The sequence below is a fragment of the Streptomyces scopuliridis RB72 genome (assembly GCF_000718095.1).
Taxonomy (GTDB): Bacteria; Actinomycetota; Actinomycetes; order Streptomycetales; family Streptomycetaceae; genus Streptomyces; species Streptomyces scopuliridis.
In genome coordinates, this window is record NZ_JOEI01000037.1 from 45,667 (window position 1) to 66,193 (window position 20,527).

General features: G+C 69.5%; 13 protein-coding genes. 11 read left to right on the forward strand and 2 right to left on the reverse strand.

The window, feature by feature from the left end; all coding sequences use genetic code 11:
- Window positions 1-125: 125 nt before the first annotated feature.
- The 9 genes from IF11_RS0133795 to IF11_RS0133835 all read left to right on the forward strand — a co-directional run bounded on the left by IF11_RS0133795 (window position 126) and on the right by IF11_RS0133835 (window position 13,135).
- The gene (locus IF11_RS0133795; protein ID WP_030355623.1) at window positions 126-1,796 is read left to right on the forward strand and encodes an ABC transporter substrate-binding protein; all 1,671 of its coding nucleotides are present in this window, start codon (window positions 126-128) and stop codon (window positions 1,794-1,796) included.
- A 5-nt stretch (window positions 1,797-1,801) separates the two neighbouring features.
- On the forward strand, window positions 1,802-2,845 hold the full coding sequence (locus IF11_RS0133800) for an ABC transporter permease (protein ID WP_078491055.1): 1,044 nt from the start codon (window positions 1,802-1,804) through the stop codon (window positions 2,843-2,845).
- A gap of 6 nt (window positions 2,846-2,851) precedes the next feature.
- A complete protein-coding gene (locus tag IF11_RS0133805; RefSeq protein WP_030355625.1) occupies window positions 2,852-3,751 on the forward strand; it encodes an ABC transporter permease in 900 nt (299 codons plus the stop codon).
- A 58-nt stretch (window positions 3,752-3,809) separates the two neighbouring features.
- Window positions 3,810-4,868 (forward strand): ABC transporter ATP-binding protein, encoded by a 1,059-nt coding sequence (locus IF11_RS0133810; RefSeq protein WP_030355626.1) that lies wholly within the window; start codon window positions 3,810-3,812, stop codon window positions 4,866-4,868.
- Complete coding sequence (locus tag IF11_RS0133815; RefSeq protein ID WP_030355627.1) at window positions 4,865-6,001, forward strand: ABC transporter ATP-binding protein; 1,137 nt, start codon at window positions 4,865-4,867, stop codon at window positions 5,999-6,001. The genes IF11_RS0133810 and IF11_RS0133815 overlap by 4 nt, the downstream gene beginning before the upstream one ends.
- Window positions 5,998-7,047, forward strand: coding sequence for a LacI family DNA-binding transcriptional regulator (locus IF11_RS0133820; RefSeq protein ID WP_030355628.1), 1,050 nt, complete (start codon window positions 5,998-6,000; stop codon window positions 7,045-7,047). The genes IF11_RS0133815 and IF11_RS0133820 overlap by 4 nt, the downstream gene beginning before the upstream one ends.
- Before the next feature lie 230 nt (window positions 7,048-7,277).
- The gene (locus IF11_RS0133825) at window positions 7,278-8,870 is read left to right on the forward strand and encodes an FAD-dependent oxidoreductase (RefSeq protein WP_037729240.1); all 1,593 of its coding nucleotides are present in this window, start codon (window positions 7,278-7,280) and stop codon (window positions 8,868-8,870) included.
- 90 nt (window positions 8,871-8,960) lie between these two features.
- A complete protein-coding gene (locus IF11_RS0133830; protein ID WP_030355630.1) occupies window positions 8,961-11,132 on the forward strand; it encodes a glycoside hydrolase family 3 N-terminal domain-containing protein in 2,172 nt (723 codons plus the stop codon).
- 299 nt (window positions 11,133-11,431) lie between these two features.
- On the forward strand, window positions 11,432-13,135 hold the full coding sequence (locus IF11_RS0133835) for a right-handed parallel beta-helix repeat-containing protein (RefSeq protein WP_030355631.1): 1,704 nt from the start codon (window positions 11,432-11,434) through the stop codon (window positions 13,133-13,135).
- 90 nt (window positions 13,136-13,225) lie between these two features.
- Here the strand turns inward: IF11_RS0133835 and IF11_RS0133840 are convergent, their stop codons facing one another.
- The gene (locus IF11_RS0133840; RefSeq protein ID WP_030355632.1) at window positions 13,226-14,029 is read right to left on the reverse strand and encodes an alpha/beta hydrolase; all 804 of its coding nucleotides are present in this window, start codon (window positions 14,027-14,029) and stop codon (window positions 13,226-13,228) included.
- Between the two features lie 43 nt (window positions 14,030-14,072).
- Window positions 14,073-16,256: an NHL repeat-containing protein gene (locus IF11_RS0133845; RefSeq protein ID WP_051746437.1), complete on the reverse strand. Its 2,184-nt coding sequence runs from the start codon at window positions 16,254-16,256 to the stop codon at window positions 14,073-14,075.
- A 192-nt stretch (window positions 16,257-16,448) separates the two neighbouring features.
- Between IF11_RS0133845 and IF11_RS0133850 the strand changes: the two genes are divergently transcribed.
- Both IF11_RS0133850 and IF11_RS0133855 read left to right on the forward strand, forming a co-directional pair.
- Window positions 16,449-17,477: a LacI family DNA-binding transcriptional regulator gene (locus IF11_RS0133850; RefSeq protein WP_030355634.1), complete on the forward strand. Its 1,029-nt coding sequence runs from the start codon at window positions 16,449-16,451 to the stop codon at window positions 17,475-17,477.
- 30 nt (window positions 17,478-17,507) lie between these two features.
- Window positions 17,508-20,525, forward strand: a complete 3,018-nt coding sequence (locus tag IF11_RS0133855) for a glycoside hydrolase family 2 TIM barrel-domain containing protein (protein WP_030355635.1) — start codon at window positions 17,508-17,510, stop codon at window positions 20,523-20,525.
- The last annotated feature ends 2 nt before the right edge of the window (window positions 20,526-20,527 follow it).

Genomic DNA, 20,527 nt, shown 5'->3' on the forward strand with positions numbered 1-20,527 from the left:
AGCGTCCGTACGTTCCCGGGTCATACGTAGAAGCAACGGCCCATGCACTTCTCGCGCAGATGCTCATACGTATGAGCATCGCGCTTGCGCCCCGCACCGCCATCACGAGGAGCCAGGAGTCAGCCATGCCCACGAGAAGAGCCTTCCTAGTGCGCGCCGCCGTGACGGCCGTCGCCATCCCGCTCGGAGCGAGCGCCTGCACGGTGGGGACGGGCGCCGATGGAACCGGGGCGGAGGGCGGTAAGGACGCGGACGCGCTCGTGTTCGGCAAGACCGACGGCGGGACGACGTTCGTCCGCAACTACAACATGTTCGGCCCTGCCACCCAGAAGTCCCCCAACAGCGAGTTGATCTACGAGCCGCTGGTGCGGATCGACTACAGCGACGGCGGAAAGGTCAAGCCCTGGCTGGCCAAGAGCCTGGAGTTCGACGAGTCCGGAACCACCCTTACCGTGAAGCTGCGCGACGACGTGAAGTTCTCGGACGGCAAGCCCATGACCGCCGACGACGTGGTCTTCTCGCTGAGCATCCCGCTGACAGACCCCGCTTTCAACACCGGCGGCACCACCTACGACCGCGTCGCCAAGAAGGATGCCGCCACCGTCGCCGTGCACTGGCCCCGCCCGGCCTTCAGCGAATTGGGGCAGCTGGCCTCCCCTCAACTCCCGGTCGTGCCCAGGCACATCTGGGCGGGCAAGGACCTCAAGCGCTGGACCAACCCCGACCCGGTGGGCACCGGCCCCTTCACCCTGGAGCGGTTCGCGCCCCAGCAGGTCACCCTCGGCGCCCGTACCGACTACTGGGGCGGCCGGTTCCCCTTGAAACACTTCAAGATCATCCCGACCAGCGGCGACGCCGTGAGGGCGCAACTGCTGCGTGGTGATGTGGACTGGGCCCTCGTGGCCTGGAATGGCGCGGAGCAGGAGTACGTCGCGAAGAACCCGAAGCACCACCTGTACCAGAAGTACGCCACCGGCGGCGCGTACTCCCTCTTCTTCAACACCGCCGAGGCCCCCTTCGACAACGTCCACGTGCGCAGAGCGCTGGCGATGACGATTCCGCGCAAGGACATCGTCACCACGCTCCAGCGTCCTGGTACGGAGGCCGGCCCTACGGGACTGGTCGACGAGATCTACGCGGATGTGATCCTTCCCGAGTACCGGGGCAAGGTGCAGCAGGTCGACGCGGAGGGGGCGAGGAAGGAGCTGGCGCTCAGTGGCTTCGAGGTCCGGGGCGGCAAGCTGGTGAAGGACGGCAAGTCCTACGCCCCGAAGCTGTCGTTCAACCAGGACTTCGGCTGGGACCCCTACGCCAACATGATGGTCCGCAGCTGGGAGCAGCATCTCGGTATCAAGGTGAAGTCGGTGGGCGCCCCTGGAGCCAACCTGTTCGACCAGCAGCAGTCCGGCGACTTCGACCTCACTATCACCACCACGGGCGGGGCCGGCGTCGCCGGTGTCTACAGCGCCCTGAGCAGCCGGGCCTACCGCCCGTTGGGTGAGAAGGCCGCCACCAACTTCGGCCGGTGGAAGGACAAGTCCACCGACGCCGCGATCGACAAGTTGCTTTCCGCGGACGATCCCACCGTGACGACGAGCGCCGGGCACGAGTTGCAGAAGATCGTTGCCGAGCAGGTGCCGTACAGCGCGATCTACAACAGCTACTGGTTCATAGCGATCAACGCCGAGCACTGGTCCGGCTGGCCCACCCCCGAACACTTCTCCTACGTGCCGTTCCCCGGTCTCGGCCCTGACACCACGCTCGCTCTCCTGAAGCTGAAGCAGGCCGTCAAGTGACCGCAGTGACCGCCTCAGCCGCACCCGCTGTGCGCAGTGCCAGGGCTCCCCGCCGCTGGGGGTTCCTGGCACGTCGACTGGGCTTCTACCTGGCCGCCGCCTGGTCGGCGATCACTCTGAACTTCTTTCTGCCCCGGCTGATGCCGGGCGACCCGTCCGCCGCGATCGTCGACAAGCTCCAGCGCGTCAGCGGTCAGCAACTGACGCCGAGCGCCCTGGAGTCGATCCAGAAGGTCTTCGGCAATCCGGACGCCAATCTCGGCCGTCAATATCTCGACTACCTGGGCCAGTTGGCACACTTCGATCTCGGCATCTCGATCAGCAATTTCCCCACCCCCGTGAGCGACCTGCTGTGGCAGGGCCTGCCCTGGACCCTGCTGCTGGTCGGCACGACCACGGTGATCGCGTTCGTGCTGGGCACCGGCATCGGTGCCGTGGCCGGCTGGAAGGCGGGAGGCCGCTTCGACACCGTGGTCAGCCCGCTCACCACCTTCGTCTCGGCGATCCCGTACTTCTGGATGGCGCTGCTGGGGCTCTGGCTCTTCGGCTTCCTGCTGGGCTGGTTCCCGCTGTCCGGCGGATACGACGCCGACCTGCCGATCGGCCTCTCTCCGTCGTTTCTCCTGAGCGTGCTGCATTACGGGGTGCTGCCCGCGGCCACCATCGTCTTCTCGGCCTTCGGCGGCTGGCTGCTCGGCATGCGCAACATGACGGTGACCACCGTGAGTGAGGACTACGTCCTGCTCGCCCAGGCCAAGGGCCTGTCCGGCCGCAGGGTGATGCTCCGCTACGCGGCCCGCAACGCCGTCCTGCCGAACTTCACGGGCTTCGCTCTCGCACTCGGCCACGTCGTCGGCGGTGCCCTGCTCACCGAGGTCGTCTTCAACTACCCGGGCATCGGCTACCTGCTCTACTCCTCGCTCCAGCAGCGCGACTACCCGGTGATGCAAGGGGTCTTCTTCCTCATCATGCTGACCGTCCTGCTGGCCAACCTGCTGGCCGACTCGGTGTATGCCCTGCTCGACCCGCGCATCAGAGAAGGAGGGTGACGGGCGTTGAGTACCGCATTCCTCACCAGTTGGAAGGTCCGCATCGGCCTCGGCATTCTGGCCCTGTTCTGCCTGCTGGCCGTGCTCGGCCCCTGGCTGGCACACAGCCTGCTGGGTCTCGACCCGCGCGCCAACGACACCAGCGTCATCGCCCGGCCACCCAGCGGTGAACACCTTCTGGGAACCAACCAGTTCGGACAGGACGTCCTCGCCCAGGTCATCGCCGGTGCCCGGGGCTCGATGTACGTCGGGCTGCTCGGCGCGGTGGTCGGCACCGCGATGGCGATCCTGGTCGGCGTATCGGCCGGATACTACGGCGGCCGGACGGACGCCGCCCTGAACTTCCTGACGAACCTGTTCCTCGTGCTGCCCGCGCTGCCGCTCATCTTGATCGTGACCGGCTACCTTCAGGGCACCGGGCTCACCACCATCGCCCTGATCATCGGCTTCTTCGGCTGGTCCGGCGGGGCACGCACACTGCGCGCCCAGGCGCTCAGCATCGCGAACCGTGATTTCGTACGGGCCATGCGGATGCTCGGCGAACGTGGCCGCCGGCTGGTCTTCGCCGAAGTGCTGCCCCATCTGACCGGCCTCATCGCCTCGATGTTCCTGCACGCGATGATCGGCGCGGTGATGGCCGAGGCGGGACTCGCGTTCCTCGGAATCTCCGACTCCTCGGCGATCAGCTGGGGAACGATGATCCAGTCGGCGCAGCAGCAGAGCGCCGTGCTGCGCGGCCTGTGGTGGTGGTTCGTACCGCCCGGTCTGTGCATCGCCCTGATCGGTACGGCGGCGGCACTGGTCAACTTCGGCGTCGACGAACTCGCCAATCCCAAGCTGAGGGTCGCCCGCCCCGCGTCTGTGCGCAGGACCAAGCGGCCGGCGCGAGCGGGAGGCGGGGCTTGATGACCGGGTATCCCATGCCTCTCCGTTCAGTGACCGTTCAGCCCGGAGGTGGATCCTGATGACCGTACAGGCCGAGTACCAACGCTCTTCCACAGCCCCCGTCGGACAGGCCGTCCTGGAGGTCCGCGGCCTGACCGTCGAGTACGCCACCGGCAGCGTGCCCGTGCGCGCCTGCTCCGACGTCTCCTTCACCCTGCACCGGGGTGAGATCCTCGGCGTCGCGGGAGAGTCGGGCTCCGGGAAGTCCACGCTGATCACCGCCCTGACCCGGCTGCAGCGTCCGCCCGCCGTCACCACCGGGGGAGAGATCCTCTTCCATGGCCGGGACGGCGCTCCCCCCGTCGACCTCGTCGCGCTCGGCAGCAAGCAGTTGCGTCGATATCGGTGGACGGCGTTGTCCATCGTGCTGCAGTCCGCGATGGACGCGCTGAATCCGGTGATGCGGATCGGCGCCCAGTTCACCGACGTCTTGCGTGCCCGCGACCGCTCGCTGAACAAGCGGGACGCCTGGACGCGTGCGGCGGAACTGCTCGCCCTGGTCGGCATCTCCGCGGACCGGGTCCGCGACTACCCGCACCAGCTCTCCGGCGGGATGCGCCAGCGCGCTGCCATCGCCCTGGCCCTGGCCTGCGGTCCCGAGCTGGTGGTGATGGACGAGCCGACGACGGCCGTCGACGTGGTGATGCAACGGCAGATCCTCGCCCAAGTCCTGCGCCTGCGCCGGGAGCTGGGCTTCGCGGTCATCTTTGTCACCCACGACCTGTCATTGCTGCTCGAACTGGCTGACCGCATCGCCATCATGTACGCCGGCCGCATCGTCGAGGTGGGCGAGGCGGCGGCGCTCTACAGCGCCCCGAAACACCCGTACACCCAGGGCCTGCGGGACTCCTTCCCTCCGTTGCGCGCCCCGCTGCGCACCCTGAACGGCATCCCCGGAACCCCGCCCGACCTGCGCCGTCCACCGACCGGCTGCGCGTTCCACCCGCGCTGCGCACGGCGGACGGAGGGCTGCGACGAACGACTCCCTGTGCTCCTGCCGGTGGGTCCGGAACCCGGGCACGAGGCGGCGTGCCTGCTCAACGAGACTGACGGCGAGATGGAAGGCAGGATCGGATGACCGAGTCAGTACCCGAAGTCGCGTCTGCTCCGGATCGGCAGGCGGCTCAGGCGCCCGAGCAGACGGACGCACCGACGTACGTCCTGGAAGCGCGCGACGTCTCCAAGCACTTCACCGTCCGCGGTCCGCTCGGCCGTACCTCCGTCGTACGCGCGGTCGAGGACGCGACCGTCCGCCTGAGGCCCGGCCAGATCCTGGCGCTGGTGGGGGAGAGCGGCAGCGGGAAGACCACCCTCGCCCGGATGCTGGCCCGCTTCCACGAACCGACACAGGGCGAGATCCTGCTGCGCGGTGAGCCCGTGACCGGCAGCCGACGGGCACAGCGCGCCTATCACTCCGAGGTCCAGCTGATCTTCCAGGACCCCTTCGGGGCGCTGAACCCGTTGCACCGCGTCCGTTACAACCTCGACCGGGCGCTGCGCCTGCATCAGCCGCACCTGACCGCCGCCGGGCGCGAGCAGCGGATGACGGAGCTTCTGGAGCGGGTCAGCCTTACCCCGGCCGCGGAGTTCGCGGCGAAGTTCCCGCACGAACTCTCCGGCGGGCAGCGCCAGCGTGTGGTGATCGCCCGTGCGCTCGCCGTGGAGCCCAAGGTCCTGCTCGGGGACGAGCCGATCTCCATGCTGGACGTGTCGATCCGGCTGGAGATGCTCAACCTGCTGCAGCGGCTGCGCACCGAGGACGGGCTGGCGCTGCTGTACATCACGCACGACATCGCCGGCGCCCGTTACCTCTGTGACGAGATCGCCGTGATGTACGCCGGGCAGATGGTGGAGTCCGGTCCCAAGGAGGAGGTCATCTCGTCTCCGCAGCATCCGTACACCAAACTGCTCATAGAGTCCTCCCCGGACCCCGAGCGCGGCGTAGGGGACCGCGATGAACTCTTCGCCGGAGCCGACGAGTTGGGCGAGCCACCCAGTCTGATCGACCCGCCGACGGGCTGCCGGTTCCATCCCCGCTGCCCGTTCGCGATGCCGGAGTGCGCCACCGAGGCTCCGCCGCGCACGGAGCTGGGCGACGGGCACTGGGCAACCTGCTGGCTGCACGTCAAGGGCCGGGCCGGGGAACTCGCCGAGACGACACATGCCGCGGCGACCGGCGCCCGGCGGGGCACGCTCCAGGAGGCATCATGACAGCGCGACGGCGCGGCAAGGCACCCAGCCAGGCGGACGTGGCACGGCTGGCCGGGGTGTCCCAGTCAGCGGTGTCCCGGGTGATCAGCGGGAACGCGGCGACCGCGCGGATCCCGGAAGAGACCCGGCAGCGGGTCTTCGAGGCGGTGCGAAAGCTGGGTTACGTCGCCAATCCGGCCGCTCGGGCGATGCGCAATCAGCGCAACAACCTGCTGGGTGTGCACACCTTCGAGCGTGTCTTCCCGCGTGCGTGTGAGGACTTCTACTTCGAGTTCCTGCTCGGGATCGAGGAGCGGGCCGAGGAGACCGGCTTCGACCTGGTGCTGTTCACCTCGACCGGGTCCGGCGGCGACGGCGAGCGCAAGATCTACCGGAACGGCACCAACCGGCTCAACCTGGCCGACGGCAGCATCCTGCTCGGCGTCTCCACCGACCGCGGCGAACTGGCCCGGCTCTGGTACGAGGGATACCCCTTCGTCCACATCGGCCGCCGTGAGGTGCCCGGCGCGGAGATCCCGCAGATCATCCCCGATTACCGGTCGGCGAGCGCGCAGATCGTGGAACGGCTCGCCGAACACGGTCACCGGCGGCTCGGCTATGTGCGCGAGTGGATGGAGATGGAGCCGTACGAGGACCGCCGCTCCGGCTATGCGGAGACCGTCGGGCAGCTGGGGCTGACCGACACCTCCCCGGGGTTTCTCGGCACGCATGGCATCGGGGAAGACTGGCTGGACGAGGTGGCGCGCGGCGCGGTGACCGCGATCGTGGTGGAGAGCCAGTCCCTCGCGGAGTCCCTGCGCGAGGGACTGGCCGCTCGTGGGCGGAAGATCCCCGAAGACGTGTCCGTTGCCGTTCTGGAGGCGGCGCCGGCGGACCTCGCCGGACAGTGGGACTCCCTGGTGATCCCCCGCATCGAGATCGGCCGCATCGCCGTGGACCGGCTGCACGCCATGCTCGACGACCCCGAGAAGCGGACCGGGAACCTGCTGGTGCCGTGTCCGCTGGTTCCCGGCACCACCATCGCGACCGTGAGCGAGCAGGCCTGATCACCCGGCAATCCCGGACCCGCTGCGAGACAAGGAGCGCCGTCCGCCGGCCCCGGCTGCCCGGAAACGGACGAACGGCGGGCCAGAGCCGCCCGCACGCCGTTTCCATGGCTGCCCGAACACCCTTCACCACCACTGTGAACGCCCGCCACTCCGGAACAGCCGTGCCCCCTGAACCGACCACTCCGACCGGTAGAACCGGCAGAAGGAGCCCCTGGGCCATGACAGAAATGCGAACCGAGATCCTCGTCGTCGGCGGCGGACTGGGCGGTGTGGCGGCGGCGCTCACCGCCGCCCGGCTCGGCCGGACGGTGGTGCTCACCGAGGCCACCGACTGGCTCGGCGGGCAGCTCACCGCCCAGGCCGTGCCGCCCGACGAGCATCCCTGGATCGAGGGCTCCGCCTGCCCGCCCGGCTACGCCGAGTTGCGCCGGCGGGTGCGCGACTACTACCGCCGCAACTACCCCCTCAGACCCGACGCCGCGCAGGACCCGCTCCTCGACCCGGGGCTCGGCGTCGTGAGCCGGATGTGCCACGAGCCGCGAGTGGCCGTCGCCGTCATCGAGGAGATGCTTGCTCCGTGGCGGTCCTCCGGTGCGATCACCGTCCTTACAGGCTATGAACCCGTAGCCGCGCACACCGACGGGGACCGCATCGAGGCGGTCACGCTGGCCGACCGGCACAACGGACGCGAGGTCACCGTCCATGCCGTGTACGTCGCCGACGCCACCGAGCTCGGCGACCTGCTGGAGCTGGCCGGCGTGGAGCACGTCATCGGCGCGGAAGGCCGCGACGAGACCGGGGAGCCGCACGCGCCCGAGACCGCTGACCCCCTCGACCAGCAGGCCGTGTCCTGGTGCTTCGCCCTGGACTACCGGCCCGGCGAGGAGCATGTGATCGAACGGCCCGCCTCCTACGACCACTGGCGCACCACCGTCGCCCCATTCTGGCCCGGCCCGCAACTCTCCTTCACCGACGTCGTCCCGATCACCCTTCAGCAGCGCACCTGGCCGCTGATGGGAGCCGACCGGGACGCCGGCGAGCACTTCGACCTGTGGCAGTTCCGTCGCATCCTGGCCCGTGAGAAGTTCGCGACCGGAGCCTTCGCCTCCGACCTCACCGTCGCCAACTGGCCGCAGATCGACTACTGGGAGGCGCCGCTGCTCGGCGTCGACACCGCGGCCCGGCAGGCGGCGCTCGTGGCCAGCCGGGAGTTGTCGCTGTCCTTCCTGCACTGGCTGCAGACCGAAGCCCCCCGCCCCGACGGCGGCACCGGCTGGCCGGGCCTGCGGCTGCGCCCCGACATCACCGGTACCGCGGACGGCCTGGCCAAGACTCCGTACATCCGCGAATCACGCCGTATCAAGGCCGAGTTCACCGTTCTCGAACAGCATGTGGGCGTCGAGGCCCGCCCGCCGGGTTCCGGGAGTGAGGTGTTCCACGACAGTGTGGGTCTCGGCAGCTACCGCATCGACCTGCACCCCAGCACCGGTGGCCGCACCTATATCGACATCGAGTCCTACCCCTTCCAGATCCCGCTGGGCGCCCTGATCCCCGTACGCGTCGACAACCTCCTGCCGGCCAACAAGAACATCGGCACCACGCACATCACCAACGGCTGTTACCGCCTGCATCCCGCGGAGTGGGCCATCGGCGAAGCCGTCGGGGCCCTCGCCGGCTTCTGCCTCGACAGAGCCCTGCCGCCCCGCAAGGTCCGTTCCGACCAGGCCCAACTGACCGACTATCAGCAATTGCTCAGCGACACCCTCGGCATCCGCCTGGCCTGGCCGGAGGAGATCCGCTCCCGACCGCACCACTACTGAGACCGCGCCGTTGCCGAGCACAGCTCCCGCGCTCCTGGACCCCTGACGGCCGGGGGCGCGGGCCCCATCCACACCCGAGAGGACCCCGCCATGAGCGGCCATGACCACGAGTCCCGAATCAAGGAACTCCTCGGCCGGATGACCGTCGACGAGAAACTCGGCCAGCTGCAACAGCTCGCCTGGGCCTGGGACACCGGCCCGGGCGGTGCCGACACCGAGGCGGCTGAGGCCGCCGCCCGCAAGGGCCTGCTCGGCTCGGTGCTCAACGTCGTCGGCGCCGAGGCCGGCAACGCCCTGCAGCGCATCGCCGTGGAGGAGTCACGCCTGGGCATCCCGCTGGTCTTCGGCCTGGACGTGATCCACGGATACCACACCACGTTCCCGATCCCCCTCGCCCAAGCCGCGGCTTTCGACCCGGCCGTGACGGAGACGGATGGCGAGGTTTCCGCACGCGAGGCCCGTTCCAACGGCATCCACTGGACGTTCTCCCCGATGATGGACGTCACCCACGAGCCGCGCTGGGGCCGGATCGCCGAGAGCATCGGCGAGGACCCGTATCTGACCACGTGCTACGCGGTGGCCAAGGTGCGCGGCTACCAGGGAGCCGACCTGACCGCGCCGGACCGGATCGCCGCCTGCGCCAAGCACTTCGTGGCCTACGGCGGTGCGGAAGGCGGCCGCGACTACAACACCGTCGACGTGTCCGAGCAGCGGCTGCGTAACCTCTATCTGCCCCCGTTCCGGGCCGCCGTCGACGCCGGCGCCGCAACCGTGATGGCCGCCTTCAACACCATCAACGGTGTCCCGGCACACGCCAACCCGCACACCCTGACCGGCATCCTCAAGGAGGCATGGGGCTTCGACGGCGTCGTGGTCAGCGACTGGACCGGCGTACAGGAGCTGATCGCGCACGGCAACGCGGCCGATGAGGCCGAGGCGGCGCGGCGGGCACTGACCGCCGGAGTGGACATGGAGATGGTGTCCACCACCTTCGTCGACCACGGCAGGGCGCTGCTCGCCTCCGGGGCGCTGAGCGCGGAGCGACTCGACGACGCCGTGGCCCGGGTGCTGCGTCTGAAGCTGCGGCTCGGCCTGTTCGAGCGGCCGTACGTCGAGGAGTCCGCGGCCCTCACCGCCCCGACCGCCGAGGCGCGGGCCGCGGCGCGCGAGGTCGCCGGGCGCTGCATGGTGCTGCTGAAGAACGACGACGGCGTCCTGCCCCTCGACGCGCCGACGCTCCGCTCGCTCGCGGTCGTCGGTCCCTTCGCCGACTCCGGTGACCTGCTGGGGACATGGGCCCTGCCCGGCGCCTGTGAGGCGGTCCCTGTCCTCCGCAGCCTGCGTGAGGCACTGCCGGACACCGACATCACCCACGCCCTCGGCGTGTCCCCGGAGGTTTCCGACACCTCCGGCGTCCCGGAGGCCGTGGCGGCTGCCGAGGCGGCCGACGCCGTCGTTGTGGTGGTGGGCGAACCGCCCGCGATCAGCGGGGAGGCCGCCGTGCGCAGCGAACTGGGCCTGCCCGGCGCCCAGGAGCAGCTGATCGGCGCGGTCGCCGCGACCGGCAAGCCCTGCGTGGTGGTGCTCGTCGGCGGACGCCCGCTCACGATCGGCGGCTGGGCGAACCAGGTGTCGGCGATCCTGATGGCCTGGCACCCGGGCATCGAGGCCGGCCCCGCCATCGCGGACGTTCTGACCGGGGCCGTTGTCCCGGGCGGCAAGCTGCCCGTGACTTTCCCACGGGCCGTCGGCCAGGTCCCGCTCTACTACAACCACGAGCGGACCGGCCGCCCGTACAACCCGGCCACACCCGACGTGAAATATGTATCGAAGTATCTCGACCTCGACCACGGCCCGGAGTTCGCCTTCGGCCACGGCCTGAGCTACACCACCTTCACGTTCGGTGACCCCCTGCTGAGCCGCGAGCGGATCGGGGCGCGGGAGCTGCGCGCGGGCGCGACGGTGGAGGTGACCGTCCGTGTCCGCAACACCGGCGACCGTGAGGGCGACGAAGTGGTCCAGCTCTACATCCAGGACCCCGCCGCGAGCATCACCCAGCCGGTCCGCCGACTGCGCGGCTTTCGCCGGATCCGGCTGGCGGCGGAGGAGGAGAGGGAGGTCCGCTTCACTCTGGGGGCCGACGACATCGGCTACTGGACCAACGACCCGGCCGGAGTGTTCACCGTGGAGCCGGGCGAGATCCACGTCCACACGGGCAACAGCTCGCAGACGCAGGCCCGTCGTACGCTCCTGATCACCTGACCACCGGCGCGGCGGCACGACGTGGGCCGGAACTCGGGAAGTCCACGGTCGGGATGCCGCGGTGTCCGGCCGGAAGGAGAACAGGCAGGCCGGCACCGGATCGATCGTCTCACCGCCGGACGGCGCAGCCGTCCGGCCGAAGGGAGTGATGCGCCCAGGAGATGTCCGCAGTTGCTCTTCGATACATGTCGCCTGACACCACGTCGGCTGCGCCGAGCGTGGTCCGTCGAGGCGTGCCTCGTCCACGAGTCGTCGACTGCGTGACCGTGCGTCGTCATCGCCACGCAGTGGGGAGAAGCATGAGAGCACGAATATTTGCGGCCGTAGTGGCCCAGGGAATGCTGGGTCTGTTGCTGGCGGGCGCCACCACGGGCACCGCGCACGCCGCCACCACCACGTACTACGTATCGCCGTTCGGCAATGACAGCAACAGCGGTCTGTCGCCGGATCAGGCGTGGAAGTCGATCGGGAAGGTCAACGGTTTCACGTTCCCGCAGGGGAGCGCCGTCTCGTTCCAGGGCCAGGAGTGGTTCTCCGGCTGCCTGCTCTTCGACGCCGACAATGTGCCCGCCTCGTCGGCGTCGACACCGTTCAAGGTGACCTCGTACGGCACCGGGCAGGCCACCATCCAGTCCAACTGCACGGGCAACTCCTCGGCGGCGGTCACCGCCGACAATGTGAGCGGCTTCCAGCTGAACAACATGAAGCTGGTCAACGGCGGAACGACCGCGGCCGGTGTGCTGCTGCAGAACCAGAAGTCGTCGACGGCGACGAAGGGCCTGGTGGTCGCCGACTCGGACATCTCCGGGTTCGCGACACCGAGCGGCAGCAGCAGCACCTTCGGCGGGCAGATCATGGTGCTCGGGTACGCGGTGAACGGGAACACCGGGCCCTTGGACGACGTGCAGATCCGCAACAACAAGCTGCACGGCTCCAGCGTGACCTCGACGGCCGGGCCCGGCATTTACGGCTGGGGCTCGGGGATCAACATCACCAACGTCAGGGTCGAGGGCAACACCGTCTACAACCTCGGCATGGCGGCCCAGAGCACGGGGGCCGCGCTGACCGCGAACGGCTGGAACGGCGCGGTCATCCAGCGCAACGTGGTCCACGACATCGGTGCCAACGTGACCTCGTGCGGCGGCGCCAGCGGCATCATGACGTACACGTCCAATGATGTGACGATCCGCCGCAACGAGGTGTACAACGTGCAGCCGGTTCCGGACTATACGGCCGGCTGCGACTGGGACGGGATCGACCTCGACGGGGGCACGACGAACTCGGTCGTGGAGTACAACTACACCCACCACAATGCGGGCAGTGGTCTGCTGGCCTACACCTCGACCGTGGGGTCGCGGGTGTGGGGGCCGAACACCTTCCGGTACAACATCTCGGAGAACGACGACTGGGCGAACGCGCAGGGCGGTCTGTTCAATGTGGTGCCGAATGCCCCGAAGAACGCGTTGTCGGTCTACGGCAACACCTTCTTCACGAACAAGGATCAGAGTACGAACAAGAAAACAGGCACCAGCGCGTGCTTCCTGTTCGGCTACACCACCGGGACCTGGGCCAGTGGTTCGCAGATCAAGGACAACATCTGCCACATGGCCAACAAGGGCGGTTTCGGCAAGACCGGACAGCTGTACTACAACCCGTACACCCAGACCGGCATGACGCTGTCGAACAACCTGTACTACGGGACGAGCACGGCCGGGTGGCGCTGGGGCGGTACGACCTACGGCGACTTCGCGGCGTGGAAGGCGGCGGGGCTGGAGTCCGCTGCGGTGTGGGGTGACCCGCTGTTCACCTCGCCCGGCGCCGGCGGTACCTGCTCGTGGTCGCCCACGTCCGGCACGGGACCGCAGCCGTGTCCGCAGGCCTACACGCTCAAGTCCGGTTCACCGGCGCTCGGAGCGGGAACGGCCGTGTCCGGCAACGGCGGCGTGGACTACTACGGGACGAGCATTCCCAGCGTCCCGAACATCGGGGCCGACGCCGGATAAGTCCTGACTGACCCCTCAAAGCGATCGGCACCGGTTCCCGGTCCGGCAGCGGCGGAAACCGGTGCCGATCGCGAGGCGCCCTCACCGGCTTCAACCACCCACCTTTCCGCGGCCGTTCACCGCCTGCTCCAGCCAGCGTGTCGTGACCGCGACCGCCGCGGCCTCGTGCTCGGGACCGTGGAAACCGTGAGTGGCACCGGAGAGCGGGTGGAACTCCCAGTGGCGGATGGTCTCGGCGGCCCGCCGGGCGATGTCGAAGGAGACATGACCGTCACGGTCGCCGTGCAGCACCAACGCGGGCGGACTGTGCGCGGCGTACCCCTCGATCGGCCGGTATCGGGGCATCTCGGCGAACAGCACCCGGCCCAGGGGGAAGGCGCCGTTGAGGACCAGGCAGCCGTCCTCCGCCAGTCGCGCCATCGCCGCGGGGCCGAAGTTGGCCACGCCCCACGGCAGTTCGGGCTCCAGAAAAGTCCGCCGTAGATCGAGCACCGGGTTCCACAGCACCAGTCCCGCCAGCCGCTTCCCGAGCCAGGGCATGGACAGCCCGGTCGCCACGGCGCCGAAGCTCGCCGCCACCACTGCCAGCGGCCCGGGGAACTCCTTCGCGGCGTACGCGGAGACCGCCTGCAGATCGAGCATCTCCCCGGCGATCGTGACGCCCTGGGGGGTACCGCCACTGGTTCCGTGTCCGCGGAAGCTGAACCGCACGGCGGTCAGCCCGCGCGCGGCCAGCCGGTCGGCGAGCCGGACGAACCCCCCGCCCTCGTCCAGGTCGGCGGAGATCCCGTGGACGAGGAGCACCGTGCCACGGGATCCGGCATCCGCGGCGGGGCGGTGCACGGCGGCCGCCAACTCGATGCCGTCCATCGACGCCACGCGCACCTCGTCCATCACCCGAACCCCTCCGCACAGGTCTTCGCCGTCGGGATCACGCTCAGGGCGCCCAGCGGTAGAGCAGCACCTTGTTGAAGAGGTCCTCCTCGACGTTGACCAGGTACTCCCCTGTGGAGCGCCGGACGGCGGAGATGCCGTACGGGATGTCGACCCACCCGGTCCGGTCGACGCCGCCGACATTGCTGCCGGGGAGCCAGTTGCCCACGGCGCTTCCGTCACTCGCCCTCCAGGCCCAGACCTGGCCGCGGGTCTGCACACCGACCGTGAAGATGTAGTCGCCCGCGAAGGCGAGGCTCACCGTCGTCACCGCCGGGGTCGCCGTGGTGTCCCAGGGGAGGAGCATTGTCCAGGTCGCCGTACGGTTTCCGGTGCTCCAACGGTCGTAGCGCGCCAGGACCTTGCCGGCCTCCTTCCAGTAGGCGTTGTCGAACAGCGCGGTGGGCGTGTACCCGGACATATACATGACGTCGGCGGCCACGTCGTAGTGCAGGCGGCGGACCGTGGTGAACGGCGCGGGCAGCGCGATCGTCTCCATGCTCGCGTAGTCGTACACCGGGTTGCCCTGGGGGTCGAAGCCCTGCAGGGGATAGCGGCGCAGGTTGCGGTCCCCGCCCTCCCAGATGTCGCCGTCGGTGTCGACGAACCAGACCCAGCAGTTGCCGGGGGAGTTGGTCCCGTTGCCGGGCTGAAGGTATTCACCGGCCTCGAACGCGCCGTTCCCGCTCATGTCGCGCCAGATCCATTGGCCCTGGGCCGGCTGGTAGGGCGGCCACGTGGGATCGTCCCCGGTCCAGTGCTGTTTGAAGATGGCCCCCGAGGGTTTGGCGATCTCGCCCTCGAACCGGTAGATGAGCAGGTGCGAGCAGTACATGCCGGTGACGTACATGTACAGGGAGCCGTTCAAGCGCCGCAGGAACGGGGACGCGGCGTGATGCTGGTGGCCCGTCAGGAACAGGCGGGCGTCCTGGGGGTACTTGACGGAGTCGAGCGAATAGCCGCGCCAGGCCACATCACGCCCTGGTGGCTTCGTGACGTCGATGCGGTAATGGCACTGTTTGGTGTAGACGTCCAGCCCGTCGGACTGCGGGTCGAAGTCCGCGCCGTCGACGAAGGCGCTGCCCTGGAGCTGCCAGACCAGGTTGCCCTGCGAGTCGAACTTGCGTATCCACGAACCGAACTCGCACATCGCGACGTAGACGTTGCCCGCCGCGTCGCCGCCGACGCCGACGATGCCGAAGAACTTGTCGGCGATGTTCCGGCCCGGCGTCCCCGCCCCGATACCGCCGGCGAGGCCCAGGCTCCGTGTCCGAGTCGGCGTTCCGGACAGGTTGCCGTACGTGTGCACCTGGCGCAGCGGGCCGTTGTCGCCGACCAGCAGGTCCCCGTGGACATCGATCGCCAGCGAGGTCGGAATCCAGTCGCTCGCCGGCCCGCTGATGGTTCCGGGCAGCGCGCTGCCGGTGCTGGAGAAGTGCAGGACGCGCGCCGGACGCGCGGAATCGACGTGCCAGAAGTGTCCGTCGTTGGTGTCACGGGTGATGTTCTCGACGACCCAGACGCCGCCGTCGGCGTCGATCGCCACCGCGCCCGGCTTGTTGACGCTCCAACTCCGCAGGAGCGATCCGGTGGTCGCGTCGAAGACCTTCACCTGGTTGGCCACCCGGTCGGTGGCCACCACCTGGGTCGCCGAAGCCGCCGCCGCGGCCGGCGGGCTGCCCACGTTGAACGTCAAGGACGTGGCGGTGCCGTTGAGGGCGAAGCGCGTCAGACCGTTGCCGACGCTGAGGTAGGCATAGGCTCCGTTGACCGCGACCGCGTCGCCGTTGGCCCCCCTGCAATTCCCTGTGAGGTGGCCGTCCTTGTAGATGCCGGCGTAGTTGCCGCCCTCGTCCCAGAAGCTGACGGTGTAGACCGTGCCGTCGCCGGCGACGGCGATGTTGAAGATGAAGTCCTGCACCCACTCGGTGGCGCCGGAGAACGTGTTCCCGGTCCAGGAGGTGACGACGTTCAGGGCGCTGACGTCCGATGAGACGGCGGGCGCCGCCGCGGCGAGGCGTCCCGGCATACCGCCGTTCGCCACCGCGCCGGCAGCGCTCTCGATGGAGAACGCACCGGCCAGTCCCGCGGCGATCGCGGCGTTCCTGCCGAGGACCAGCGCCTGGCGGCGGGTGACTCCGCCCGTGCGGGGTGAGGGGAGGTTCCGTTCCGACTTCCTGTCGCTCATGATCAGGAGATCCTTCGTTCGGCGAGCCTCTGCCAGTCGGCCAGACATGAAGTGACCGTTCACTTGACTGCATTGAAGCTAGAGCCGCCTGAGTGGTGCGTCAATCCATGTGACGCAGCTTTCGCCGGGAGACCGAGGGCCGTATGATCCGGTCTGTTTCACATGAACGGTCACTGATTGAAGGGCTTTTGAGTGTCCGATCGGCCCACTCTGCGTACCGTCGCGGCCAAGGCGGGTGTCTCGCACCAGACGGTCTCCCGGGTGGTGAACGGCGACCCCACGGTCACCGGCGGCATCCGCGACAAGGTGCTCTCCGCCATGCGCCTGCTCGACTACCGCCCGAGCGCGGGCGCGCGCGCCCTCGCGAGCGGGCGCACCGAGGTGGTCGGCGTGGTCCTTCCGCACAATCCCGGCTTCGCGTTCTCGAACGACCACCTGATCCGCCTGGTCGGGGGCGCGGACCAGGAACTGGCCGCCCGGGGCTACGGCCTGCTGCTGTCCACCCGGGAGGTGCCCGACGAAGCGGCCTCGGCCCATCGCCGTTTCACCCGGCGCCGCCAGGTCGACGGACTGCTCGTCGAGGCGGGCGTCGGTGGTGAGGCGCTGCCCGCCCTGCGGTCGGCGGGCTATCCCACGGTCGTGATCGGCTACACCGACGAAGACCTCCACTGCGTTCACCCCGACGACGAGGGCGGCGCCTACGCGGTCACCCAGCATCTGCTCGCCCTGGGGCACCGCAGGATCGGTGTCGTCAACGGCCCGCCGGAGAACCAACTCGCCATGGCCGCCCGGCTCCGGGGGCTGCGCCGCGCCTTCGCCGACGCGCGCCGCGCGTTTCCCGACGACCTGATGGAGCACGGCGACTTCACCGCGCCGTCCGGCTACGAGGCGGCCGGACGGCTGATGGCGCGGACCGACCCGCCCACCGCGATCTTCGCCTTCAACGACGGCATGGCGTTCGGCGCGATGCGCCGGCTGCGGGAGGACGGACGAGCTCTGCCGGCCGATGTCTCGGTCGCGGGCTTCGACGACACCGCGGCCGCGGAACTCGTCGATCCACCACTGACCAGCGTCAGCCTGCACAGCGTCGACGTGGGCCGGCGGGCCGCGCAGATCCTGCTCGACCTGCTGGACGGACGGCCTCCGGCGCGGCATGAGAACGTCGTACCCAGCACCCTGAGAGTCCGCGCGTCGACGGCGCCGCTCCACGCGGCCACATGACAGAGCGTCTGGAAAGGACCGGTCGAACCGATGGACCACGCCCACCGGAACCGCACCCCGTACTCCTACGTCGAGGACGTCTCACCCGGCCACGGCCGGGCACGGCCCCGCGCGTCCTTCAGCTCCGACGCACCGGCCCTGGAACTGGACGGCTCGTGGAGTTTCCGGCTGGCCGCCGGGCTCCACGACCTGACCCCGGGATTCGAGGACCCGGCGTTCGACGCGGATGCCTGGCCCCGCGTCACGGTGCCCTCGTGCTGGCAACTGGACGGCGCCCCGGAGCCCGCCCGATTCGGCGCTCCCGCCTACACGAACATCACCTATCCGATCCCCGTCGACCCGCCCCGGGTGCCCGACGAGAACCCGACGGGGGAGTACCGCCGGGAGTTCGAGGCAGAGGCGGGTTTCGCCGACGGGGGAACGGCGGTTCTCAGGTTCGAAGGCGTGGACTCCTGTTTCGCGGTCTGGCTCAACGGGGTGCTGCTGGGCGACGGCAAGGGCAGCCGGCTGCCGACCGAGTTCGACGTCACGGGCGTGCTGCGCCCCGGACGCAACGTGCTCGCGGTCCGGGTGCACCAGTGGTCCGCCGGAACCTATCTGGAGGACCAGGACATGTGGTGGCTCTCCGGGATCTTCCGATCGGTACGGCTGCTGGCCCGGGCCGCCGGGGGAATCGCGGACTTCTTCGTCCACGCCGACTACGACCACCGCTCGGGCCTGGGCACGCTGCGCGTCGACGTCGAGGGCGATGTCCGCCTCACCGTCCCGGAACTCGGCCTCGTCGACGCCGACCCGGCCGGACCCCATACCGTCCCCGTCACGCCCTGGAGCGATGAACAACCGCGGCTCTACCAGGGCGAACTGGCGACGGCGACGGAGCGGGTGCCGATCCGGATCGGCTTCCGCCGGATCGCGGTCGAGGACGGGGTACTCACCGGCAACGGCAGGCGCCTCCTGTTCCGCGGCGTCAATCGGCACGAATGGCATCCCCTTACCGGACGCACCCTGTCCCGCGAAACGATGCTCGCCGACGTGCTCCTGATGAAGCGTCACCACATCAACGCCGTCAGAACCAGCCACTATCCGCCGGACCCGGCGTTCCTCGACCTCTGCGACGAGTACGGGCTCTGGGTGATCGACGAATGCGATCTGGAGACGCACGGCTTCTCGAAGAACGCCTGGCGCGGCAACCCGAGCGACGACCCGGCGTGGCGTGCGGCACTGCTCGACCGGGCCGAGCGGATGGTCGAGCGGGACAAGAACCACCCCAGCGTCGTGATGTGGTCGCTGGGCAACGAGGCGGGCACCGGGGCGAACCTGGAGGCGATGGCCGGGTGGATACGCGACCGGGACCCGGACCGGCTCATCCACTACGAGGGCGACTGGGACAACTGCGCCTACACAGACGTCTATTCGGTGATGTACGCCGACTATCCGGTGGTGGCGGCGGTCGCCTTCGGACAGGAACCGCTGACCGGCGACCCGGCGAACGACGCACGGCGGCGCGCCATGCCGTTCCTGCTGTGCGAGTACGGGCACGCGATGGGCAACGGGCCCGGCGGGCTGCGCGAGTACCAGGAGATGTTCGAGGCGCATCCGCGGCTGGCCGGTGGTTTCGTCTGGGAGTGGATCGACCACGGCATCGCGCGGCGAGACGCCCAGGGCTCCCTGTACTACGCGTATGGCGGGGACTTCGGGGAGCCCGTCCACGACGGCAACTTCATTGCCGACGGACTGCTGTTCCCGGACCGTACGCCGTCACCCGGACTGCTGGAGTACGCGAAGATCATCGAGCCGGTCCGGATCGAGGCCGGGCAGGCGCATCGCGGCATGGTCGTCCGCAACCTGCACCACACCCGCGATACCGGCTATCTGCGCTGGATTTGGCTCCTGGAGGCGGACGGCGACCCGGTGGCCGAAGGCGAGTGGACCGTGCCGCTGATCGGGCCCGGCGCACAGCGGCGCGTCGACTGGCCGGACGCCCTGGCCAAGGCCATCGACACGGCAGGGCCCGGGGAGCGCTGGCTGTCCGTGCGCGCCGAACTCGCCCGGGACGAGCTCTGGGCCGACGCGGGACACACCGTCTCCTGGGCTCAGATCCGTCTCGACGCCGACAGCCCGGCACGGAATTCCCCGTCAGGCACCCCGTCAGGCACCCCGTCGGCAAAGGGCGGCCGCCCGGCCACGGCTCCACGCGGGAACGGCGACACGATCACCCTGGGCGCCGCGCGGTTCGACGCCGTCACCGGCATCCTGACCCGCCTCGGTGATCTGCCCGTCGACGGCCCCAGGGTCGATGTGTGGCGGGCCCCGATCGACAACGACCGGTTCTCGTCACTGCTCGCCGCATGGCGCCAGGCCGGCTTGGACCGCCTCCGGCACACGGTCCTGGACCTGGAGACCGACGGCGACGGGCTCACCGTACGAACCAGGATCTCCCCGGCGGGCTCCGACCTCGCCCTGCTCGCCGACTACCGATGGAGCGTCGACACCGGGAACCGGGTCTCGTTGACCGTCGACACCGCTCCGACCCGACCATGGCCCGTCCCCTTGCCCAGGCTCGGGGTGGCGATGAGTATCCCGGCCGAGTTCGACCGGGTCACCTGGTTCGGCCTCGGGCCCGGCGAGGCCTACCGGGACAGCGAGGCAGCGGTACGCGTGGGGCGGTACGAACGTGCCGTCGACGCGATGCAGACCCCGTACGTACGCCCGCAGGAGAACGGCAACCGCCGGCACGTCCGGTGGGCCCGCCTCACCCGTCCAGGCCCCTCCGGTGACGACGCGGGCGGCATGGAGATCACGGGCAGTCCCTGGTTCGACCTCACCGTGAAACCGTGGCCCACCGGCGTGTTGGAGGCGGCGGCCCACACCGTCGACCTCACGCCCGACGGCCGCGTCCACCTCAATATCGACCTCGAACACCACGGCCTCGGCAGCGGTTCGTGCGGGCATCCCGTCCAGCCACGGCACCACCTGGCCGCGGTCCCGGCGCGCTTCACGCTCGGATTCGGGCCCATCGGGGAGGAGGTCGGCGATGGCGTAGGGTGACC

Coding starts and splice junctions, on each gene's coding strand:
- IF11_RS0133795 (WP_030355623.1), top strand. CDS start 126: ATGCCCACGAGAAGAGCCTTCCTAGTGCGCGCCGCCGTGACGGCCGTC.
- IF11_RS0133810 (WP_030355626.1), top strand. CDS start 3,810: ATGACCGTACAGGCCGAGTACCAACGCTCTTCCACAGCCCCCGTCGGA.
- IF11_RS0133815 (WP_030355627.1), top strand. CDS start 4,865: ATGACCGAGTCAGTACCCGAAGTCGCGTCTGCTCCGGATCGGCAGGCG.
- IF11_RS0133820 (WP_030355628.1), top strand. CDS start 5,998: ATGACAGCGCGACGGCGCGGCAAGGCACCCAGCCAGGCGGACGTGGCA.
- IF11_RS0133825 (WP_037729240.1), top strand. CDS start 7,278: ATGCGAACCGAGATCCTCGTCGTCGGCGGCGGACTGGGCGGTGTGGCG.
- IF11_RS0133830 (WP_030355630.1), top strand. CDS start 8,961: ATGAGCGGCCATGACCACGAGTCCCGAATCAAGGAACTCCTCGGCCGG.
- IF11_RS0133835 (WP_030355631.1), top strand. CDS start 11,432: ATGAGAGCACGAATATTTGCGGCCGTAGTGGCCCAGGGAATGCTGGGT.
- IF11_RS0133840 (WP_030355632.1), bottom strand. CDS start 14,029: ATGGACGAGGTGCGCGTGGCGTCGATGGACGGCATCGAGTTGGCGGCC.
- IF11_RS0133845 (WP_051746437.1), bottom strand. CDS start 16,256: ATGAGCGACAGGAAGTCGGAACGGAACCTCCCCTCACCCCGCACGGGC.
- IF11_RS0133855 (WP_030355635.1), top strand. CDS start 17,508: ATGGACCACGCCCACCGGAACCGCACCCCGTACTCCTACGTCGAGGAC.